The organism is Pseudalkalibacillus sp. A8 (genome assembly GCF_045920555.1).
In the GTDB taxonomy this organism is placed as follows: domain Bacteria; phylum Bacillota; class Bacilli; order Bacillales; family Fictibacillaceae; genus Pseudalkalibacillus.
Genome location: NZ_CP174509.1, coordinates 1,568,673 through 1,584,859, shown reverse-complemented (window position 1 = coordinate 1,584,859; position 16,187 = coordinate 1,568,673). Strand labels below are relative to the sequence as shown.

Annotated in this window: 15 protein-coding genes and 1 riboswitch; of the genes, 2 read left to right on the top strand and 13 right to left on the bottom strand. The window is 36.4% G+C overall.

The annotated features are described in order from the left end of the window. Nucleotides 1-181: 181 nt before the first annotated feature. The 9 genes from ltrA to ACJROX_RS08170 form a co-directional block, all read right to left on the bottom strand. Nucleotides 182-1,996 carry a group II intron reverse transcriptase/maturase gene (ltrA, locus tag ACJROX_RS08210; RefSeq protein WP_408006423.1) on the bottom strand — a complete coding sequence of 605 codons (1,815 nt, stop codon included), beginning with the start codon at nt 1,994-1,996 and terminating at the stop codon, nt 182-184. 809 nt (nt 1,997-2,805) lie between these two features. Continuing rightward, on the bottom strand, nt 2,806-3,483 hold the full coding sequence (locus tag ACJROX_RS08205; RefSeq protein ID WP_408010262.1) for a hypothetical protein: 678 nt from the start codon (nt 3,481-3,483) through the stop codon (nt 2,806-2,808). A 233-nt stretch (nt 3,484-3,716) separates the two neighbouring features. After that, a complete protein-coding gene (locus ACJROX_RS08200; protein WP_408010261.1) occupies nt 3,717-4,097 on the bottom strand; it encodes a YkvA family protein in 381 nt (126 codons plus the stop codon). Between the two features lie 718 nt (nt 4,098-4,815). Beyond that, entirely contained in the window at nt 4,816-6,198 is a 1,383-nt protein-coding gene (locus ACJROX_RS08195) for an L-cystine transporter (protein ID WP_408010260.1), read from the bottom strand. A gap of 221 nt (nt 6,199-6,419) precedes the next feature. Beyond that, nucleotides 6,420-6,785 (bottom strand): peptide-methionine (S)-S-oxide reductase, encoded by a 366-nt coding sequence (locus ACJROX_RS08190; RefSeq protein WP_408010259.1) that lies wholly within the window; start codon nt 6,783-6,785, stop codon nt 6,420-6,422. 88 nt (nt 6,786-6,873) lie between these two features. Then, a riboswitch (SAM riboswitch) is annotated at nt 6,874-6,989 on the bottom strand. 266 nt (nt 6,990-7,255) lie between these two features. Then, the gene (locus tag ACJROX_RS08185; protein ID WP_408010258.1) at nt 7,256-8,125 is read right to left on the bottom strand and encodes an alpha/beta fold hydrolase; all 870 of its coding nucleotides are present in this window, start codon (nt 8,123-8,125) and stop codon (nt 7,256-7,258) included. Between the two features lie 338 nt (nt 8,126-8,463). Further along, nucleotides 8,464-8,733 carry a hypothetical protein gene (locus ACJROX_RS08180; protein ID WP_408010257.1) on the bottom strand — a complete coding sequence of 90 codons (270 nt, stop codon included), beginning with the start codon at nt 8,731-8,733 and terminating at the stop codon, nt 8,464-8,466. Nucleotides 8,734-8,799: 66 nt separating this feature from the next. Further along, nucleotides 8,800-8,925 carry a hypothetical protein gene (locus ACJROX_RS08175; RefSeq protein ID WP_408010255.1) on the bottom strand — a complete coding sequence of 42 codons (126 nt, stop codon included), beginning with the start codon at nt 8,923-8,925 and terminating at the stop codon, nt 8,800-8,802. Nucleotides 8,926-9,250: 325 nt separating this feature from the next. Continuing rightward, nucleotides 9,251-10,114, bottom strand: a complete 864-nt coding sequence (locus tag ACJROX_RS08170) for an SDR family oxidoreductase (protein WP_408010254.1) — start codon at nt 10,112-10,114, stop codon at nt 9,251-9,253. 231 nt (nt 10,115-10,345) lie between these two features. On the opposite strand from ACJROX_RS08170, the gene ACJROX_RS08165 reads away from it, so the two are divergent. After that, nucleotides 10,346-10,783 (top strand): Rrf2 family transcriptional regulator, encoded by a 438-nt coding sequence (locus tag ACJROX_RS08165; RefSeq protein WP_408010253.1) that lies wholly within the window; start codon nt 10,346-10,348, stop codon nt 10,781-10,783. Between the two features lie 254 nt (nt 10,784-11,037). Here ACJROX_RS08165 and ACJROX_RS08160 read toward each other — a convergent pair whose 3' ends face one another. Continuing rightward, on the bottom strand, nt 11,038-11,979 hold the full coding sequence (locus ACJROX_RS08160; RefSeq protein ID WP_408010252.1) for a DMT family transporter: 942 nt from the start codon (nt 11,977-11,979) through the stop codon (nt 11,038-11,040). A gap of 91 nt (nt 11,980-12,070) precedes the next feature. Between ACJROX_RS08160 and ACJROX_RS08155 the strand changes: the two genes are divergently transcribed. Continuing rightward, nucleotides 12,071-13,000, top strand: a complete 930-nt coding sequence (locus ACJROX_RS08155; protein WP_408010251.1) for a LysR family transcriptional regulator — start codon at nt 12,071-12,073, stop codon at nt 12,998-13,000. Between the two features lie 175 nt (nt 13,001-13,175). Here the strand turns inward: ACJROX_RS08155 and ACJROX_RS08150 are convergent, their stop codons facing one another. From ACJROX_RS08150 to ACJROX_RS08140, 3 genes are all read right to left on the bottom strand, one after another. After that, entirely contained in the window at nt 13,176-13,769 is a 594-nt protein-coding gene (locus ACJROX_RS08150) for a dienelactone hydrolase family protein (protein WP_408010249.1), read from the bottom strand. A gap of 205 nt (nt 13,770-13,974) precedes the next feature. Beyond that, nucleotides 13,975-14,325, bottom strand: a complete 351-nt coding sequence (locus ACJROX_RS08145) for a DUF2200 domain-containing protein (RefSeq protein WP_408010248.1) — start codon at nt 14,323-14,325, stop codon at nt 13,975-13,977. 286 nt (nt 14,326-14,611) lie between these two features. Next, nucleotides 14,612-16,075, bottom strand: coding sequence for a sucrose-6-phosphate hydrolase (locus ACJROX_RS08140; RefSeq protein ID WP_408010247.1), 1,464 nt, complete (start codon nt 16,073-16,075; stop codon nt 14,612-14,614). Nucleotides 16,076-16,187 lie beyond the last annotated feature (112 nt).

Genomic DNA, 16,187 nt, shown 5'->3' with positions numbered 1-16,187 from the left:
TAATCCGCCTAACGGAACAAAAAAAATAGCTGGAAATCATCCGTTCGATCTTCAGCTATTGTCAGCAATAGGTAAGCGTTTGAAGTTATCTCCGGCTTTTCCCCTGCTCCACACCAAACGTGCTAGTTTCCCAGCATTCGGCGCTCCATCTAATAAAATGTACTAGATTATAAGTTCCTTGTTACCCTTCGAGACGGGAAGATTCGATGCTATCTAATTTACACACCTTGCGGTACTGGTTAATCTTGTTTAGCATCGGTTGATTTATTCCCAGCTTGTAGAGGAATGAGTCAATCCTTTGATCATCCTTCATATGAATTAAGCGATGAACATCTTCATGGAGGATACGGAGATTATGAAACTGGTCATTGCCTCCAAAATGTTTCGGGAGATAATGATGACAATGGACATTATGGGCAAGCAAATACTGCCCTGTAATTTCGCATTTCCCCAATTTCATACTGTAGCGACTAATCCGATTGTCCATGTATTCTATACTTCGATTGGGCAGAACTGCTTTCATCAATTGACTGACTTCATTTTGAATATCCGGTCGAAGTTTCTTATAGAAACGCTCTCTACCTTCATCGGTGAAAAGCGTAAGCTTTGGACTGAAGTTCATCGCGTTGACAGTTTTTACATTACCTATTGGGAAGAGATACATATCATTTATCTTGATGGTTTTTGTCTTTAAGCTAAAAAGCTTCTTATAAATAGGTGGTGGATTAAACGGATGTTCCTCTGTACCAATTTGTCGAAGGCGGTTATACAAGAATGGTTTTAAATCAAAGGCAAGACGTGAGAACTCTAGGCTGACATGTGTCGCTCGTTTGAAGTAATTGTGAAGCCCTAACACAAAACTATTAAAGCGCTGGACATTTTGAGCAGTAGGGGAAGCTTTTAATCTTTGGATAAGCTTTTTCGCTTCCTGTTTGATTTTCTTCTTTTTAGAAGAGACAATGCCCGTATGTGCGACACGCTTTTCACCCTTTTTATTCGCACGAATTGTGAATCCTAGAAATTCGGATTCTCTTTTTCTCAGATTGACAATCTGGGACTTTTCTGGAGAAATGTCTAGATGTAGACGTTCTTTCAAGAATAGCCGAACGGCATGATACCAACGTTGGGCAGTCTTTCCATCTCGACAGAGAATTTTGAAATCGTCCGCATAGCGGACGAGGTATCCCTCTTTCAAGTTTGTACGCTTCTTCGCAAGTCTCGCTCCAACATCTGATTTAAACGATTTGGTTAGCGGGAAGAATTCCCATTGTCCTGTAACCCATTGATCCAAGTCATTTAGCACGATATTTGATAGAAGGGGAGATAAAATCCCACCTTGTGGTGTCCCTTTTTCTGGGGCTCCTTCACCATCAATCTCTGCTTTAATCATTTTTGATATACAGGCTAGCACCTTACGGTCTTGTATACCCGTATTCCATAGTTGCTTGTTCAATAGTGTATGATTAACATTATCAAAGAAGCTTTTGATATCTATATCTATTACGAAGTGTAGTTGCGCTTGATTAATCAAGTATTGTATCCTTGCCATAGCATGATGAGCAGACCGAAGGGGTCTGAATCCATAGCTATGTTTGTAGAACTTGGATTCAGCGATGGGCTCGAGGATTTGTTTAAAACTTTGTTGGATTACTCTATCCAGAATACAGGGGATACCAAGAGGTCTCCATTTCCCATTTTCTTTTTCAATCCATTTCCTTCGCACTTTCTTCGGGTGATAGTTTTTGAGTTTGTTTCGGACCTTTGTAACAAGGTCGTTCTCTGATAGCTCTTTCATGTCGTCGATGGTTTTTCCATCGGTACCGGGTGTTTTGGAACCTTTGTTGGTTTTGATTGAGCGGTAGGCTAGGAGGATGTTTTCTCTTGATACGATGGTGTCGTATAGATACGAAAACGTTTCTCCGTCGCTAGCTTTTTCATATAGTCCCGTAAATGTCTCCGTCATACCGTAATAATCCCAGTTTCGCAGCGTTGGCACTGTGGCATCCCTCCTTACGGAAGTGATGTTCCCACTGTCCTACCCGATCGGTGCCATTCACTTTTGGAAAATAATCGTTTCATTTATTAGACTTGGGGCTATTCCTCCACTCCCATTACAGGTGATTCATAAGTCATGCCCCTACCCTCACAAGGATAAATGTATTTCAGCATTTGCCTTATAGCAACCATTTTAGGTGACAGCCCTTGTTTCAACGTCCCTTGCTTTCCAAGTCCCTTACAACGTAGCTATCCATACTAGATGTAGGTGCTTCCTGTAAGCCTGTGAGCTGGATACCGCCGTTGTTCGGTATAGCGTATTTCAGAGGGGGCACTTTTACTCTACGCCACTCACCCCATCGTGAGATGGGACATGGGTTTCCCCATGTTGAAAATCTAGACCCGTACCTTCGGAAGTTCGTCAGTTCCTATCTCAAAGAACGATTCTCACCCTATCCAGTTTTTCAGCCGTGTGGCATATCCGTTGGCATACCTTTTGGCTTCAGCCTTCGTTCTGCCGAATCCACCTGTTCTTCAAACCCCATGACCTGTCAGTCATGACGCATGCAGGAGTATTGACGGGATGGTTTCGGGAAACATGGTTCCGTCATTCCCATCCTTCGTTGTAAAGTTAGGATTAAACACAATAATCCTCTGTATTTCACGCTTTAAAGCGCTTATAACAGAACTTGTCGAGCGGCCCCCTTTTCTTGAATTATATATTGATTAACGAGAAATTTTCATTTGATGTTTACAAACAATATTTACTTCTAGGGTATACCAATTAATTTACTTTTTATTTAAATTAAATCATGATTTTACCCAAACATATAGTGGACCTAGTGACACCCATCCACAGGATAGTGCAGATTTGAGATCATCATCGTGTTCATACCCGACCATTGATAAATCAGGAAATACAGTTGAAACGACATGAACGATATCTGACCACAGGTCCTTTTCTATATATCCATTTGAAAACACATTGGATATTCCTACAACATCAGCACCTAAATTAGCAATAAATCCCGATATACCATCTTTATGTTCATGGATGAAGATTTTCACATCATTTCGCCCCAAAAGATTTTTCTTTATTACCTGTTCTGATCCATGAACTGAGGTCCACTTTTTCAATTCATCTTCTGTTGCTATAACACGCCAAGGCGAATCAAGAAGTTTAGGCATAGAAATAGGAGGATGATAAATCCACTCTGCCTGAAATAGTTGCTTAAATCCGTATGGCTGCAATTTAAGATCCGCAAAACTATCTTTGATAGATAGAATGTTCTTATCTCCCATGAAATCAACCACTTCTTTAGTTGTTGCAGCCTTACTTGATGTAATGATATCCGGATAAAACGGAGGTGCTTTAGATAGTATGCCCCACACATGCCTACTTGACGAGTATTCTATTTGATGAGTCTTACATATAATTTCACACCAAGCTATATTATTTAAAACAGCTATGTCTAAATAAGTCTTCATTTTTCCTTCCCACCACATCATCTTTGATTAAGTAGACAAAACCTTTACTCTAGAATCCTGCCCAATAGTTAGATAGTAAACAAATAGGCGCGTAATCCTTTTTTCGAATCAACGCCTCCTTTAACGGAACAATGAACGCAATTAAATACCCTTGAATTACGCCCTTTAATTGAATAACTAAAATCTGACCTCACTCATAAAACCACTTAATTCTTATTAAACTAACGTACCCGTTAGCTGAAGAATCGATATACCTTCAAAATAATCCATAATATCATTACGCTCCATATCAAAACTATTAGTGAACCAACTATCCAATTCTTCGGCTTACCATTATTTATCCTTTCTTCTGCTTTAACTTCACAGTCCGATATTACATCCTTTGGTATCATTTTTAACGCAAACATTATCCCTAATGGAACAATAATTACATCGTCTAAGTAACCAAGAATCGGTATAAAATCAGGTATCAGGTCAATAGGACTGAACGCATATGCTACAACACAAGCTGTAAATACTTTAGCATACCCAGGTACTCTTTCATCTTTATAAGCAAAGTATAGAATAAAAATTTGTCGTTTTAAGTTCTTTGCCCAATCCTTTATTTTTTTCATTTTACCTCCCATATATCAGTTAAGATTTCATTTATATTTTAACAGATTTATAGAACATCCTTCTTAGCCTTGTTACTTTATTTGTTTTAGATAATTTTCCTTGTTCCAATAAGCTTCTCTTTTTATTACATAACTTTTACCTTTCAAGGTGAATTACCTTCTCTTTCCTTATTTAAAGAATATGGACCTAAAATGAAAAATGAGCACTTATCCTTGTTCATGGAAAGCGCCCGATTGCTTAATAAGAAAAACTCCTATTTAAAGGGTTTCACTTTGTTTTAAATCCACAATAGGGACAATTAGAAATCACGAATCCCTATACCATGTAAATGTAAAGCAAACGATATTAATTTTTAATTGCCTTGGGCTCCTGGATCACCTTATTAGTTGGATATACACAAAATCACTAATGCAACTAAAAAGAATCCCAAATGCTTTTCACTTGGGACTCTTTTTTCTCTAAGCATGGCTCTACCACAGTTAATACACTCGGAGCATTTATGGTTGAACTGGTTTGTCAACTTAAGCGAGCCTTTCAAAAAAATTAGAATTAATTATAAAGTAATTTCCTATGATTTATTTCAGCTAAAAATTGGATAGCCAAATATGATATTCAGAATAAAATGTATGGGGTCAGGTACTAACATTTGAGCACTGTCGGTCTAGCACATAAAAAATGTATTATTTGTACATGAATGGTGCCTGTCACCAATTTAATTTACGCTTCTACAACATTTTGCTGCTGGTAGACTTCGTTTTCGAATTCTCCTGTGGCTCTGCTTGTTAGGATACCAGATGTCATTGCTCCACTGACGTTTACAGCAGTACGGCCCATGTCGATAAGAGGTTCAACTGAGATTAACAGCCCAACAATCGCAATTGGAAGATTCATGACGGATAGTACGATGAGAGCTGCAAAGGTTGCTCCTCCCCCGACACCTGCGACACCAAATGAACTGATTGCCACTACCAAAATTAGAGAAATAATAAATGATGGACTTGTAGGGTCAACACCGGCGGCTGGAGCTACCATAACGGCTAACATTGCCGGATAAACACCAGCACATCCATTTTGACCAATTGAAAGTCCAAAGGAACCAGCAAAGTTTGCAATCCCTTCCGAAACACCAAAATCCTTTGTTTGTGTCTTAATTGTCATCGGCAGTGTTCCAGCACTTGTACGTGATGTAAAGGCAAATGTTAAAGTTGGCAGCCCTTTTTTTACATAATTTACAGGGTTTAGTTTTGCAAATGACAACAACAGTAAATGCACAATAAACACCAAAATTAATGCCACATAAGAAGCCACAACAAACTTGCCTAATTTCATGAATGCGTCATAATCACTTGTAGCAGCAACTTTTGTAATAATTGCCAGGATACCATATGGTGTTAGACGGAGAATTAACGTTACAACTCTCATGATAACAGCGTATAAACTATCGATAATTTTCGCAAAAAATTCAGCAGGCTCAGGATCTTTTCGTTTTACTCCAAGGTAGCCAATCCCGACAAATACAGCAAAAAATACAACTGCAATTGTAGAGGTTGCACGAGCACCTGTTAAATCTAGAAATGGATTGCTTGGAATTAACTCAAGGATTTGTTGAGGAATCGTCATATTTTCTACAGTCACAGCACGTTCCTGTAATTGCTCATTTCGAGCGTTCTCTGCATCACCAGCAGTTAACTCTATGCCATCAAGTCCAAATCCTAACGCGGAACCAATTCCAATTGCTGCCGAAATAGCAGTCGTTCCAAGCAGTATTCCAATGACAAGGAAACTAATTTTCCCGATATTTTTAGTCAATCTTAATTTCGTAAACGCTCCGACAATTGAAATGAATACCAGCGGCATTACAACCATTTGTAATAGTTTTACATAACCACTGCCAACAATGCTAAACCAATCAATTGTTCCGACTGTAACTTCATGCCCAGTTCCATAGATTGCATGAATTATATAACCGAAAATAATACCTAAACCTAAGCCTGTGAATACGCGTTTTGAAAAAGATACATGCTTCTTTTGCATTAAGAACAAACCAAACATAAGCAATAATAATACCGCGACGTTTACGAAGATAAGAAATGTGTTCATCTTTTTCCCCCTTTTCGTTTATTAATCTATTTTACGAAATTTTAATACGTGTATTCCTATAATTTAAGTAGGAATTAGAATATTTTTTACTATTCTTACTTTTTCGATTATTTTAAATACATATTATGCTCCGAGTAATATCCCTAAGAAAAACCGGAGGCCGCTGAATAGGAAGTATTTTACTTATTGCGATGTTCTGTGGTTACAATGTGAAATTTTTATTAAGACATAAATTTTATCTCTTTTAGGTCATTAATATGTTCACATGCTGGAGTAATTCTTGTAATAATTTTATCTTTAAAAATATGTTTCAGCTCACTTTTCTTTTGTTTAGCTAATGTTAATTGGTTTTTATCAGAGAAGAAAATCAATGATTGATTTCCTTCTTTAGATGTTGGGTCATGTAAGTCAAAAAACAATTCTAATAATTCATTATAAGATACCTTCCAGGGATTAATCCATATTTCTACTATATCTAGATTTTTCCCTCTTAGATGTCCTATTCGAACATTTTCAATACCACGAAAACCTGTAATAAAAGCTTTTTGACTAAAAAACCCGCTTGCACCAAACACTGCTCTTTCCATTTAATCTCGCTCCTTTGAGCGATAAGCCTCTTTCCATTTAAAAAACCTCTCTTTGTTTAAAGAGAGGTTCGTATTATTACATACTTTCCTCTCATCTTTCAAAGGTTGACACCTTTGTAGGAATTAGCACCGTTCAAGACAATATTTTGACTTGATGGTTGCCGGGTTTCATAGGGCCTATCCCTCCACCACTCTGGATAAGAAGTTATCGCTATTTATTTTTATTTAAATATTTTATTGTTACTGATATTATCATTCAGTTATCTAAAATTCAAGTAATATCATGAAAATAAATAAATTGAATTTACATATCAATCTCCTTCAACGATTCTTACACCACAATCTTGCCCAATTCAAAAAGACACACTTAAAGAATTGCGCCCTTTTCTTTAATAAACAATTAGGTTGACTGCAAACCGACACCCCTTCATTATCTAAGCCAATGCTCTCCTGCTTTTTTTTTGCGAGTGTTAATCGTCTGACGCGTGCTGCAAAATCGCTGGTATGACAACGTCCCAGACCGCCCGAGGAAGCTCGTGACCGGTGTCTTCTAAGGTGAGCAACTGGGTATCAGGGATCTCCTTCTCTAAGGCAAGTGCATTTCCATAGGGAAAGAAGGGATCCTCGGTACCATGAATCACAAGAGTTGGAGCACCCACCTCTCCGAGTCGTTCCCTCCAACGATCGCCCTTGTCAATAAGAGGTGGGTTTTTCATACTCGACGCAATGTTTGTGCTGCGATCGAAGATGCGCCCTGCAAGGTCATATTTAGTCGTTTTGTCAAAAAAATGTGAATTGGAAAGTGCATATTGAAAATCGACAATGTAATCGATCACTTCTGCCCGATTTGACCAGTCTGGCTCCGGCGCTTCTCTAATGTGTGCCATGAACTCCTCCGAATGTTCTGGAAGGTCGAGATCAGTAGGACCATGAGCGTTGGGTCTTGTTGAAATTAGAGTTAATGATGTAACCCGATCAGGATAATCAAGTGCCACCAGTTGGCCAATCCATCCGCCTACTCCGAAACCTACGAGATGGGCGTCGGCCAGTCGGAAGATGTCGAACAGGCCGACGACGTCCGCAGCCAGATCGCGGAGGCTATACTGCGTGTCCCCCGGCTCGTAGGTGACAGATCGGCCGAAGTCGCGGGTGTCATAGCGAATAACGAATCGGGAGCCTGCTGCGAGGCGCTCGCAGAACACGTCCTCCCACCAGTGCATTGAGCAGGCCAACGGCGCGCCGCTGATAAGGATGATTGCAGGGTCCTTGGGATTACCGAAAGTCTCAACGCAGAGGTCAACCCCGTTAGCTCGGACTATCCTTTCGTTATTATATGGCATATATAATTTTTCCTCCTTTGTATGTTTGTCGGATTACTCCCTTTGGTATTGTTTTAATCTTTTCTATCTAGATAAACCCTTTTCATTAGATTATTCACATACACTTTCTCAATATTTCTTTTCGATTACTATTTTTGAGAACACGGTATGGTACGGGGATATAAGATGAATATTTAGTAAATTGAGCAATTCCTGTTATTCAGTAACACGTCAAATAATATTGACTTCTAACTCCCTTTCTGAAATACCTACCTTTATTCAACAAAATGGCCCTATTCATAAAAAAGGGTGCAGTTCATATTACAGAAAAGCGTCCGTTACTTGAATAAGAATTAAATTTATAAGTCGTTATTTTCAATCAAGATTTGATTGTGAATATGGTGTTCCATATGCTCAAGATAATCTTGTATAAGCCACTCTAGTGTTTTACGTTGATTATTTCCTATATCACATAGGTTGGATAACTTTTCGTTAGGAATATTCTTAACAATATTAACAATTTGCTTATTTAATGTCTGAAAAAGGTTTACTATTTCATGAAGTGGTCTATTTTGATAATTCTGAACCATTACCCATTGGTCTTGATTATACGATTGAATAACATACACTGGTTCTTCATATTGAATTTTTATAAATCTTTCAATATTATTTATGGCAGAGTCACATAGATGTCCTTAAATCTCTTTTTTAGACCATTTATTTGGTAATGGTCGATTAGAAATATCTTTTTCAGACATAGAGTTGTACTCTTCTGGTAATCTTTTTATCCAATGATTGATTCCCTCAACTACTTTTTGCATATTTCTCCCCCCCTAAATTTCTTTATAAAACCAAAATTCGACTCCCATCCTTAAAATCCTTTTATTAATAAATCCCCCTAAACGAATCTGTCCTGTTCAAAAAGCTCATAATCTGGCTTTTTTCATGAAGAAAGACGCTTTCCTTATTCAGAAAAGCGCCCTTATGGAATAACATTCTTTTATTATTGACTTGAAAAGAGTGGTTAAAATATTGAATACAAATAATTGTTTGTTTATTCTGAATTGGCATTGCATCATTCTTATATTAAAAACCGACCTTTCTAATGGAAGAAGGTCGGTTTTAAACTAAGTTCAAATATGCTGTTTAAGAGATACCTTTAACGATTTGAGTTAATCCCTCACTAATTGGTGTAGCTGGACGCCCAAGAAGTTTTTCGAAATCATTGCTATCGATTTCAAGTGTACCTTCTCTAATGCCTTTCTGGATGTCAACAAGAAAAGGAATAAGGAAATCTGGTATGCCAGCACCTTTCATAATGTCAGCATAAGTAGTATCATCAACCTGTTTTACAGGTACTTCTTTACTCAATACAGTGCCAAGTGCAGATACAAGTTCTCCCTGAGTTAATAACTTGCCAGAAAGCTCGTAGATAGTGTTTTCGTGCCCGTTACCAGAGAGTACCGCTGCCGCAGCTTCTGCATAATCTTGTTGTAGTGCCCAGCCTACCTTGCCATTTCCTGCTGATGTCACCCAAGGAGCTCCTGCTAGGACACCTTGAATGCTTGAAATTTCATTCTCCAAGTACCAGTTATTGCGTAAGAAGGAGTAAGGAATGCCTGTTTTCAAGATGTTTTCTTCTGTTGTCTGATGTGTTAGAGCAAGAAAATTTTTACTTTCCTTTGCGTTTGCTATGCTAGTATAAGCAATAAATTTTACTCCAGCACGCTCTGCGGCAGCTACTGCATTGTTGTGTTGACGAATTCTTGTTTCATTGTCTCCATCCGCAGAAATGATTAATAAGCGATCAATACCAGCAAAAGCCGTGTCCAATGTTTCTGGACGATCAAAATCTCCTTGGCGAACGTCTACTCCACGAGCTCGTAATCCTTCCGCCTTCTCTGGATTGCGAACACTAACAGCCAGTTGGTCCGCTGGTACAGTTTTTAATAAAGTCTCCACAACTTTTGTTCCCAATTTTCCTGTTGCACCTGTGACTAACATTTTCATTTGTCTATTCCTCCAATTATATTTTTATGTCTTCTATATAAAACCTAATTAACTTGTATCTAATTTGAATACCTGTATCTATCGTAGATACTTCTTGTTGTTTTGTCAACAAATTTAATAAACCTTTGTTATTTTTCACGAATTTTAAGGTATAATACGTTGTAATCAAATTAGATACATGTCTATATTGCGTAATAAATTTTGCATCAAAATATAAGGTAGGTGAATGATATGTCCATCAGTAGCCGTTTTACTGTTGGTGTTCATATATTAGCTCTTATTGAATTAAATAAAGAGGGGATCAGCTCATCGGAATTTTTAGCAGGAAGCGTAAACACGAACCCAACCTTGATAAGAAAAATTATGGGTATGCTAAAAAAAGCAGGATTAATCGAAGTACAACCTGGTATTGCAGGGACAAAACTAGCCAAGGAACCATCTTATATAACATTACTTAACGTTTATAAAGCGGTCGATGTTGTGCAGGAAAAAGAATTGTTTAGTGTGCATGAAAATCCGCACCCTGATTGCCTTGTTGGCAGGAACATTCAAAATTCTATCACTCCTGTATTGTCAGCAGCTCAATTAGCTATGGAAAAGGTACTAGGAAATGTAACCATTGAAGATATTGTTAAGGATATTGTTGAAAAAGAGAAATTTAAAATATAATAATAATTTAATAAAAGACATTCTTGAAAACAGAATGTCTTTTTAGTAGTTCCAACTCCTTCTTCAACTCCCTTATTACGGAAAACCGCCCGATTCATGAATAAAAACAACCATTTAATTAGAGGTAAGACCTACCGAAACGGAACTAACTCTTCAACAAACGCCATCCGTTTGCAAAAAAGGAAAGGGGTGACGTTAAAAGGCATAAAAGTTATTTCTTTGCCACCCTCTAGACACTGTTTGAAAGGAAATGATTAGTTGAATTTTGACCTTAATCCATTAATACATTTTTCACATGATACATCTCCTTGTTTCTTTGTTGTTGTAGTGCTTTTAAAATTGTACGTATTCATAAAGATACCAGCGCAAATAAAAAATGATCCGATAATTATACTAAATGTTATCTTCTCCCCAAGTTGTAACCATCCAAATAAAATCCCTAGTATAGGAACAAACATTAATGCCATAGATGCTTTTGAAGCATCTATTTTATTTAATACCCAAAACCAAACTACAAATGTAAAGGCAGTTGAAAACAAACCATTAAACAATAATGATAAAATTGCTTCATTAGACCACTCGATTGAATGGTTTGGTTCTAATAGTAAAAAGAAAATGAATAAAAATATTGTTCCTAAAATAAGCTGCCAAGCATTCATATGAATGATATCTATATTTTTGAATTTTAGTTTGCTAAAAACATTTGCTGATCCCCAGCTAATGGCCGAAAGTAATATTAGTAACTCTCCCAATACTACTTTTGGATCGAAGTTAATAATTTCTAATCCTAAAATAAACAAAAGACCAAGTAGGCCAAATATTAATCCAGCCATTTTATAAATATTAATTCTCTTATTTAATTTAAAATGACTAATAATGGTGACAAATATAGGCATTGTATACACCAAGACAGAAGTTTTTCCTGAATCTACAAATTGCATACCATAAGTCAATATTCCCAGATAGCCTAAAGCCATTAATAAGCTCATTATGAGATAGTTTTTTAAATTCTCTTTTCCTATAGAAAGCCTTTTTCTTTGTATTATGAGAATTATAAATAAAGGAATCGTCCCTATTAATAAACGTAAAGATGAAAATAAAATCGGGGGGATGTCACTAATTGCTATTTTCATCGTAACCCATGTATATCCCCAAACAAGAGTAACAGAGATGATCGCCAAGAAAACTTTGAACATAATATGATCCCCTTTTCTTCTGAAGTGACTTCATAGTATGTTATATTTATATATAACTCAAATACATTTATATTATAGGGGGTATAACTTATTGGTTATGAACATGAATAACCTAAAAATATTTATGAAAGTCGCGGAGAAAATGAATATTACAGAAGCTTCCAAAGAGTTATTTATATCACAACCAGCAGTTAGTAAAGCGGTTAAAAATTTAGAAAAGTCCCTCAATATCAAATTGTTCATTAGGGATAAGCAAAATGGATTAATGCTTACTAAAGTGGGAAAAGAAATTCTGATATTGGCGAGGCAAATGAAGGTTATTGAGAACAAAATATATCAAGTGGCTAATCGAGAAGATAAACTACTCAGTGGTAAGGTTAAAATCGGTTCTTTTCCTGCTGTTTCAACAAATATTTTGCCTAAGACCATTGCATTATTTAGGTCAAAATATCCACTCATTAATATAGAATTAGTAGAAGGAACCTCAAATCAAATAAAAGAATGGGTAAAGGATCGAAGTGTTGATATGGGTATCGTTGCATCTCCCTTTGATCCGTATGAATTTGAAATAATAAACAATGATTATATGGTTGCAATAATTCCTGAAAATCATAGATTAAGTCAAGAAAAAAAGATTGATCTAGAAAAATATCAGAATGAAATTATTTTTTGTAAAGGTGGACATGAAATTGCTATAACAAAAATATTTCAAAAAAATCATATTGAGTTTAAGGAGAACCTAACAGTCCAAAATGCTGAAACTTTAATTAATATGGTCAAAAATAACTTAGGTATAGGTATTATTTCGAACTTTACACTTTCTTCTGTTTCTCATAATTTAATCATAAAAAACATTAATCCGAGGGTAACCCGTGATATCGGAATAATAACACACTCATTTAATGAGGTAACACCTGCAACAAAAGAATTCATCAACGTTACGATTCAATCTCATAAATCAGAGTCTGTTAAGGATCAAGAAATTTCAGATATTGACATAAAAAGCTTAACTAGAAAATAAATATACCTTACAATAGCCGTGCTTCGATGAAAGTTTTAAGATCCCTTCTCTGGTACAAAGAAGAGAACCTAAACGTTGAAATGAGTCGTTTATTATTAAAAAGGCTTATTCAACAATCTGGCCTGATACAGAAAAAGACGCGTTCCTCAATAAACGCGCCCGCGGAACAAAAAACTTAGTAATTTTTGAAGAAGGACAATGTTTCTCTAAATGTATTTTGAGCTAATTCTTCATTGTATTTAGAAGAGTATGGATCACTAAATCCGTGTTCACCCCTACATATATGCACATTTATATTTGGTTTGTCTAAAGTTGAAACTAATTCATCAACATTAAATGATTTCTCCGCTTTCGGAAAAAATAACAACACTGGACATTTTGGATATATATTTACATAGTCCCTAATACGTGAACCATAGTATCCAACGATACCATCAACACATTCTTCCTCACTACACAACCAAGCAACCGTTGCCCCTACACTAAATCCAATGATAAATATTTTTGAATACTCATCTTGAATATCTAATAATATATTTTTTACTTTATGTAATCCATTTGTGAAACCTACATTATCCATAAAATTATGGTAAGCCTTTACCTCTTGAGAGTAATCAAAGGGTATTTCTTGTTCTAATAAATTTGGACAAATGACATCAAAATTTTGTTCTGATAGTAATTCACATAAATCCACCATATGTTGGTTAATTCCATATATTTCATGAACGATAATAATTAATTTATCGGATTTTTTGTTTATTTTAAGCACCTATTTACTCCTTAAATGATTTTCACATTGCTTTTTTAATGATTATATCATTTCAACCTACCCTGTTAATGAGAGTTCGATGTATTTCCTTCTCTTATTCAAGAATATGGGTCTTTAAATGAAAATGAGCGGTGATCTTTATTACAGAATTGCGCCCGATTATTTAATAATATAAATGGAATCAGTGTTTCTTCGTTTTTAATTATTATTTCCGCAAAATCTTCTCCATCTCTCTTCCCTTTGCTAACTCATCGATTAGCTTATCCAAATAGCGAATTTCCTGCATCGTTGGTTCTTCGATATCTTCCACTCGGACGCCGCAGACTACACCTTTGATCAAAGCCCGTGAAGGATTCAATTGGGGAGCTTCCGCAAAGAAGGTCTCAAAGTCTGTCTGTTTTTCCAGTTGTACTTCTAACTCTTCCTGGCTATATCCTGTCAACCAACGGATGATTTCATCGACTTCTGATTTTGTACGCCCTTTTTTCTCTGCTTTCGAAATATAATGGGGATAGACTCTTGCGACACTCATTGTATAAATCTGATGTTTGGTCATGATACATCCTCCCTTAATTATTCCGTTAAATGGCCCTTTTCTGGAATAAAGAATGATAAAAAAAGGCTGTTCAAAGTCTATTTCCTAGACTTTGGACAGCCTTTTTTATGATATTGGTCACTAAATTTTTTCCGAATACTTCCTTATCTATTTTTAGGTGAAGAATTTTCTTCTATTAATTTTTCTGTAATCCTAACAAGGTCTTTAAATTTCGTTATTAAATCGGTAACACATTGATCACCTTTATATTACCATTTCCATTTTGAACAATGTGATTCACCTCTTTTTATAACTCCCATTTTTCAGCTCTAAAACTAGCTCTGCCTCCATCTGCAAAAAAACGAATTTCATTGCTGTCAGCTTTCGGAAAAATTCGGCTAGTGAATACCTCTTCACCATCATTAACAAAAATCTCTACAGAAGAGATATCAACAAATAGATGGAACTTAATTTTACTTCCTGCTAGCGAACACTGCCTCCTTGTACCGTAGGCCTCACCAACAGGTTGTCCTGACAGCATTCTGTCTAAAATAATCTTTTTCTTCTTTGCATCATATTTGACAATTGTTTTTTCATCACCTTTGGCACGGAATTCAATTCCAAATATGTCTGAGTCATCTACAGCCATTTCACATATTAATTCAAAAGAAGTTCCAGTAAAGGCTTTAACTGTTTCATTTGCAATGGTCGCCTCAAATACACTCTTTTCCTTCCGAAGTTTCTTTAATTCTTGTATTGGTTTTTGTAAAAGTTTACCATTTTCTACCGTCAACTCTCTAGGGAGCGTTAAACAATGCGCCCAGTTATTTTGGTCTGTTGGGTACGCAATTTCAGGTAGACCCAACCATCCAACTAAAATTCTCCTTCCTTCTGGGGAATAAGTCGTTTGCGGCGCATAAAAATCAAAGCCGCGGTCAAGCTCGTGAAAGTGTCCATCTGAAAAAGTGAGTGTATCCAAATCGAGTTTATCACCAATTATATAACCGGATTGATAAATATTTTGATAATGATCACCGTCTGGTTTAAGTCCTTGCGGCGAGAAGACAAAAACCCCATTTCCATCTAATTCAAAATAATCAGGACATTCCCACATATATCCGAAATGATCTAAGTCTGTCTTTAATTCACCTAAAAAGGTCCATTCTGTTAAATTCTTTGAACAATATAGAACCGCACAGCCCGTTTTATTTTTACGTTGCGCGCCTATTACTGCAAAGAAAGTATCACCTGATTTCCATACCTTCGGGTCTCTAAAATGATCCGTATACCCTTCCGGCACTTTAGCTATAGCTGGAGATAAAGGCTTTGTAATCTCTCCTTGTTTATTCATAACAGCAATGACTTGATAAGGGTGCCGCTCCCAATTATCATTACGCGTATTACCGGTATACATTAAAAATAACTGGTCTCGGTATTCGATCGCACTGCCAGAATACGCTCCATGACTGTCATAGTATTTATCCGGCTTAATTGCGATCCCGACATTTTCCCAATGAACTAAATCCTTTGATTTTGTATGGTACCAATATTTTAGCCCGTGAACAGGACCAAGCGGAAACCATTGATAAAACAAATGATATTCACCATTAAAAAAGGAAAAACCATTTGGATCATTTAACAACCCTGCTTGAGGTTGAATATGAAACTTTTGTCTCCACTTACAGTTTAATACACGTTCTCTAATTTTTTTCACCGTATCATCATCTACATCTTCTAGCCGACGATATCTCATTTCCTTTGTCCATTCCATACGTTGTACTCCTTAGATTCTTTAGTATTCCTTAAAGTGGCTCAAAAGGGCCTGATCCCTCTTATGCCATTATCTTGGCATTTTAGGGGTCTGACCCTTTGATTGACAAACT

What these genes read in the sequence shown, in the direction of transcription:
- ACJROX_RS08175 (WP_408010255.1), bottom strand. Translation starts at nt 8,925, where the DNA reads ATGCAAAAAGTAGTTGAGGGAATCAATCATTGGATAAAAAGATTACCA.
- ACJROX_RS08140 (WP_408010247.1), bottom strand. Translation starts at nt 16,075, where the DNA reads ATGGAATGGACAAAGGAAATGAGATATCGTCGGCTAGAAGATGTAGAT.
- ACJROX_RS08205 (WP_408010262.1), bottom strand. Translation starts at nt 3,483, where the DNA reads ATGAAGACTTATTTAGACATAGCTGTTTTAAATAATATAGCTTGGTGT.
- ACJROX_RS08195 (WP_408010260.1), bottom strand. Translation starts at nt 6,198, where the DNA reads ATGAACACATTTCTTATCTTCGTAAACGTCGCGGTATTATTATTGCTT.
- ACJROX_RS08145 (WP_408010248.1), bottom strand. Translation starts at nt 14,325, where the DNA reads ATGACCAAACATCAGATTTATACAATGAGTGTCGCAAGAGTCTATCCC.
- ACJROX_RS08160 (WP_408010252.1), bottom strand. Translation starts at nt 11,979, where the DNA reads ATGTTCAAAGTTTTCTTGGCGATCATCTCTGTTACTCTTGTTTGGGGA.
- ACJROX_RS08170 (WP_408010254.1), bottom strand. Translation starts at nt 10,114, where the DNA reads ATGAAAATGTTAGTCACAGGTGCAACAGGAAAATTGGGAACAAAAGTT.
- ACJROX_RS08185 (WP_408010258.1), bottom strand. Translation starts at nt 8,125, where the DNA reads ATGCCATATAATAACGAAAGGATAGTCCGAGCTAACGGGGTTGACCTC.
- ACJROX_RS08200 (WP_408010261.1), bottom strand. Translation starts at nt 4,097, where the DNA reads ATGAAAAAAATAAAGGATTGGGCAAAGAACTTAAAACGACAAATTTTT.
- ACJROX_RS08190 (WP_408010259.1), bottom strand. Translation starts at nt 6,785, where the DNA reads ATGGAAAGAGCAGTGTTTGGTGCAAGCGGGTTTTTTAGTCAAAAAGCT.
- ACJROX_RS08165 (WP_408010253.1), top strand. Translation starts at nt 10,346, where the DNA reads ATGTCCATCAGTAGCCGTTTTACTGTTGGTGTTCATATATTAGCTCTT.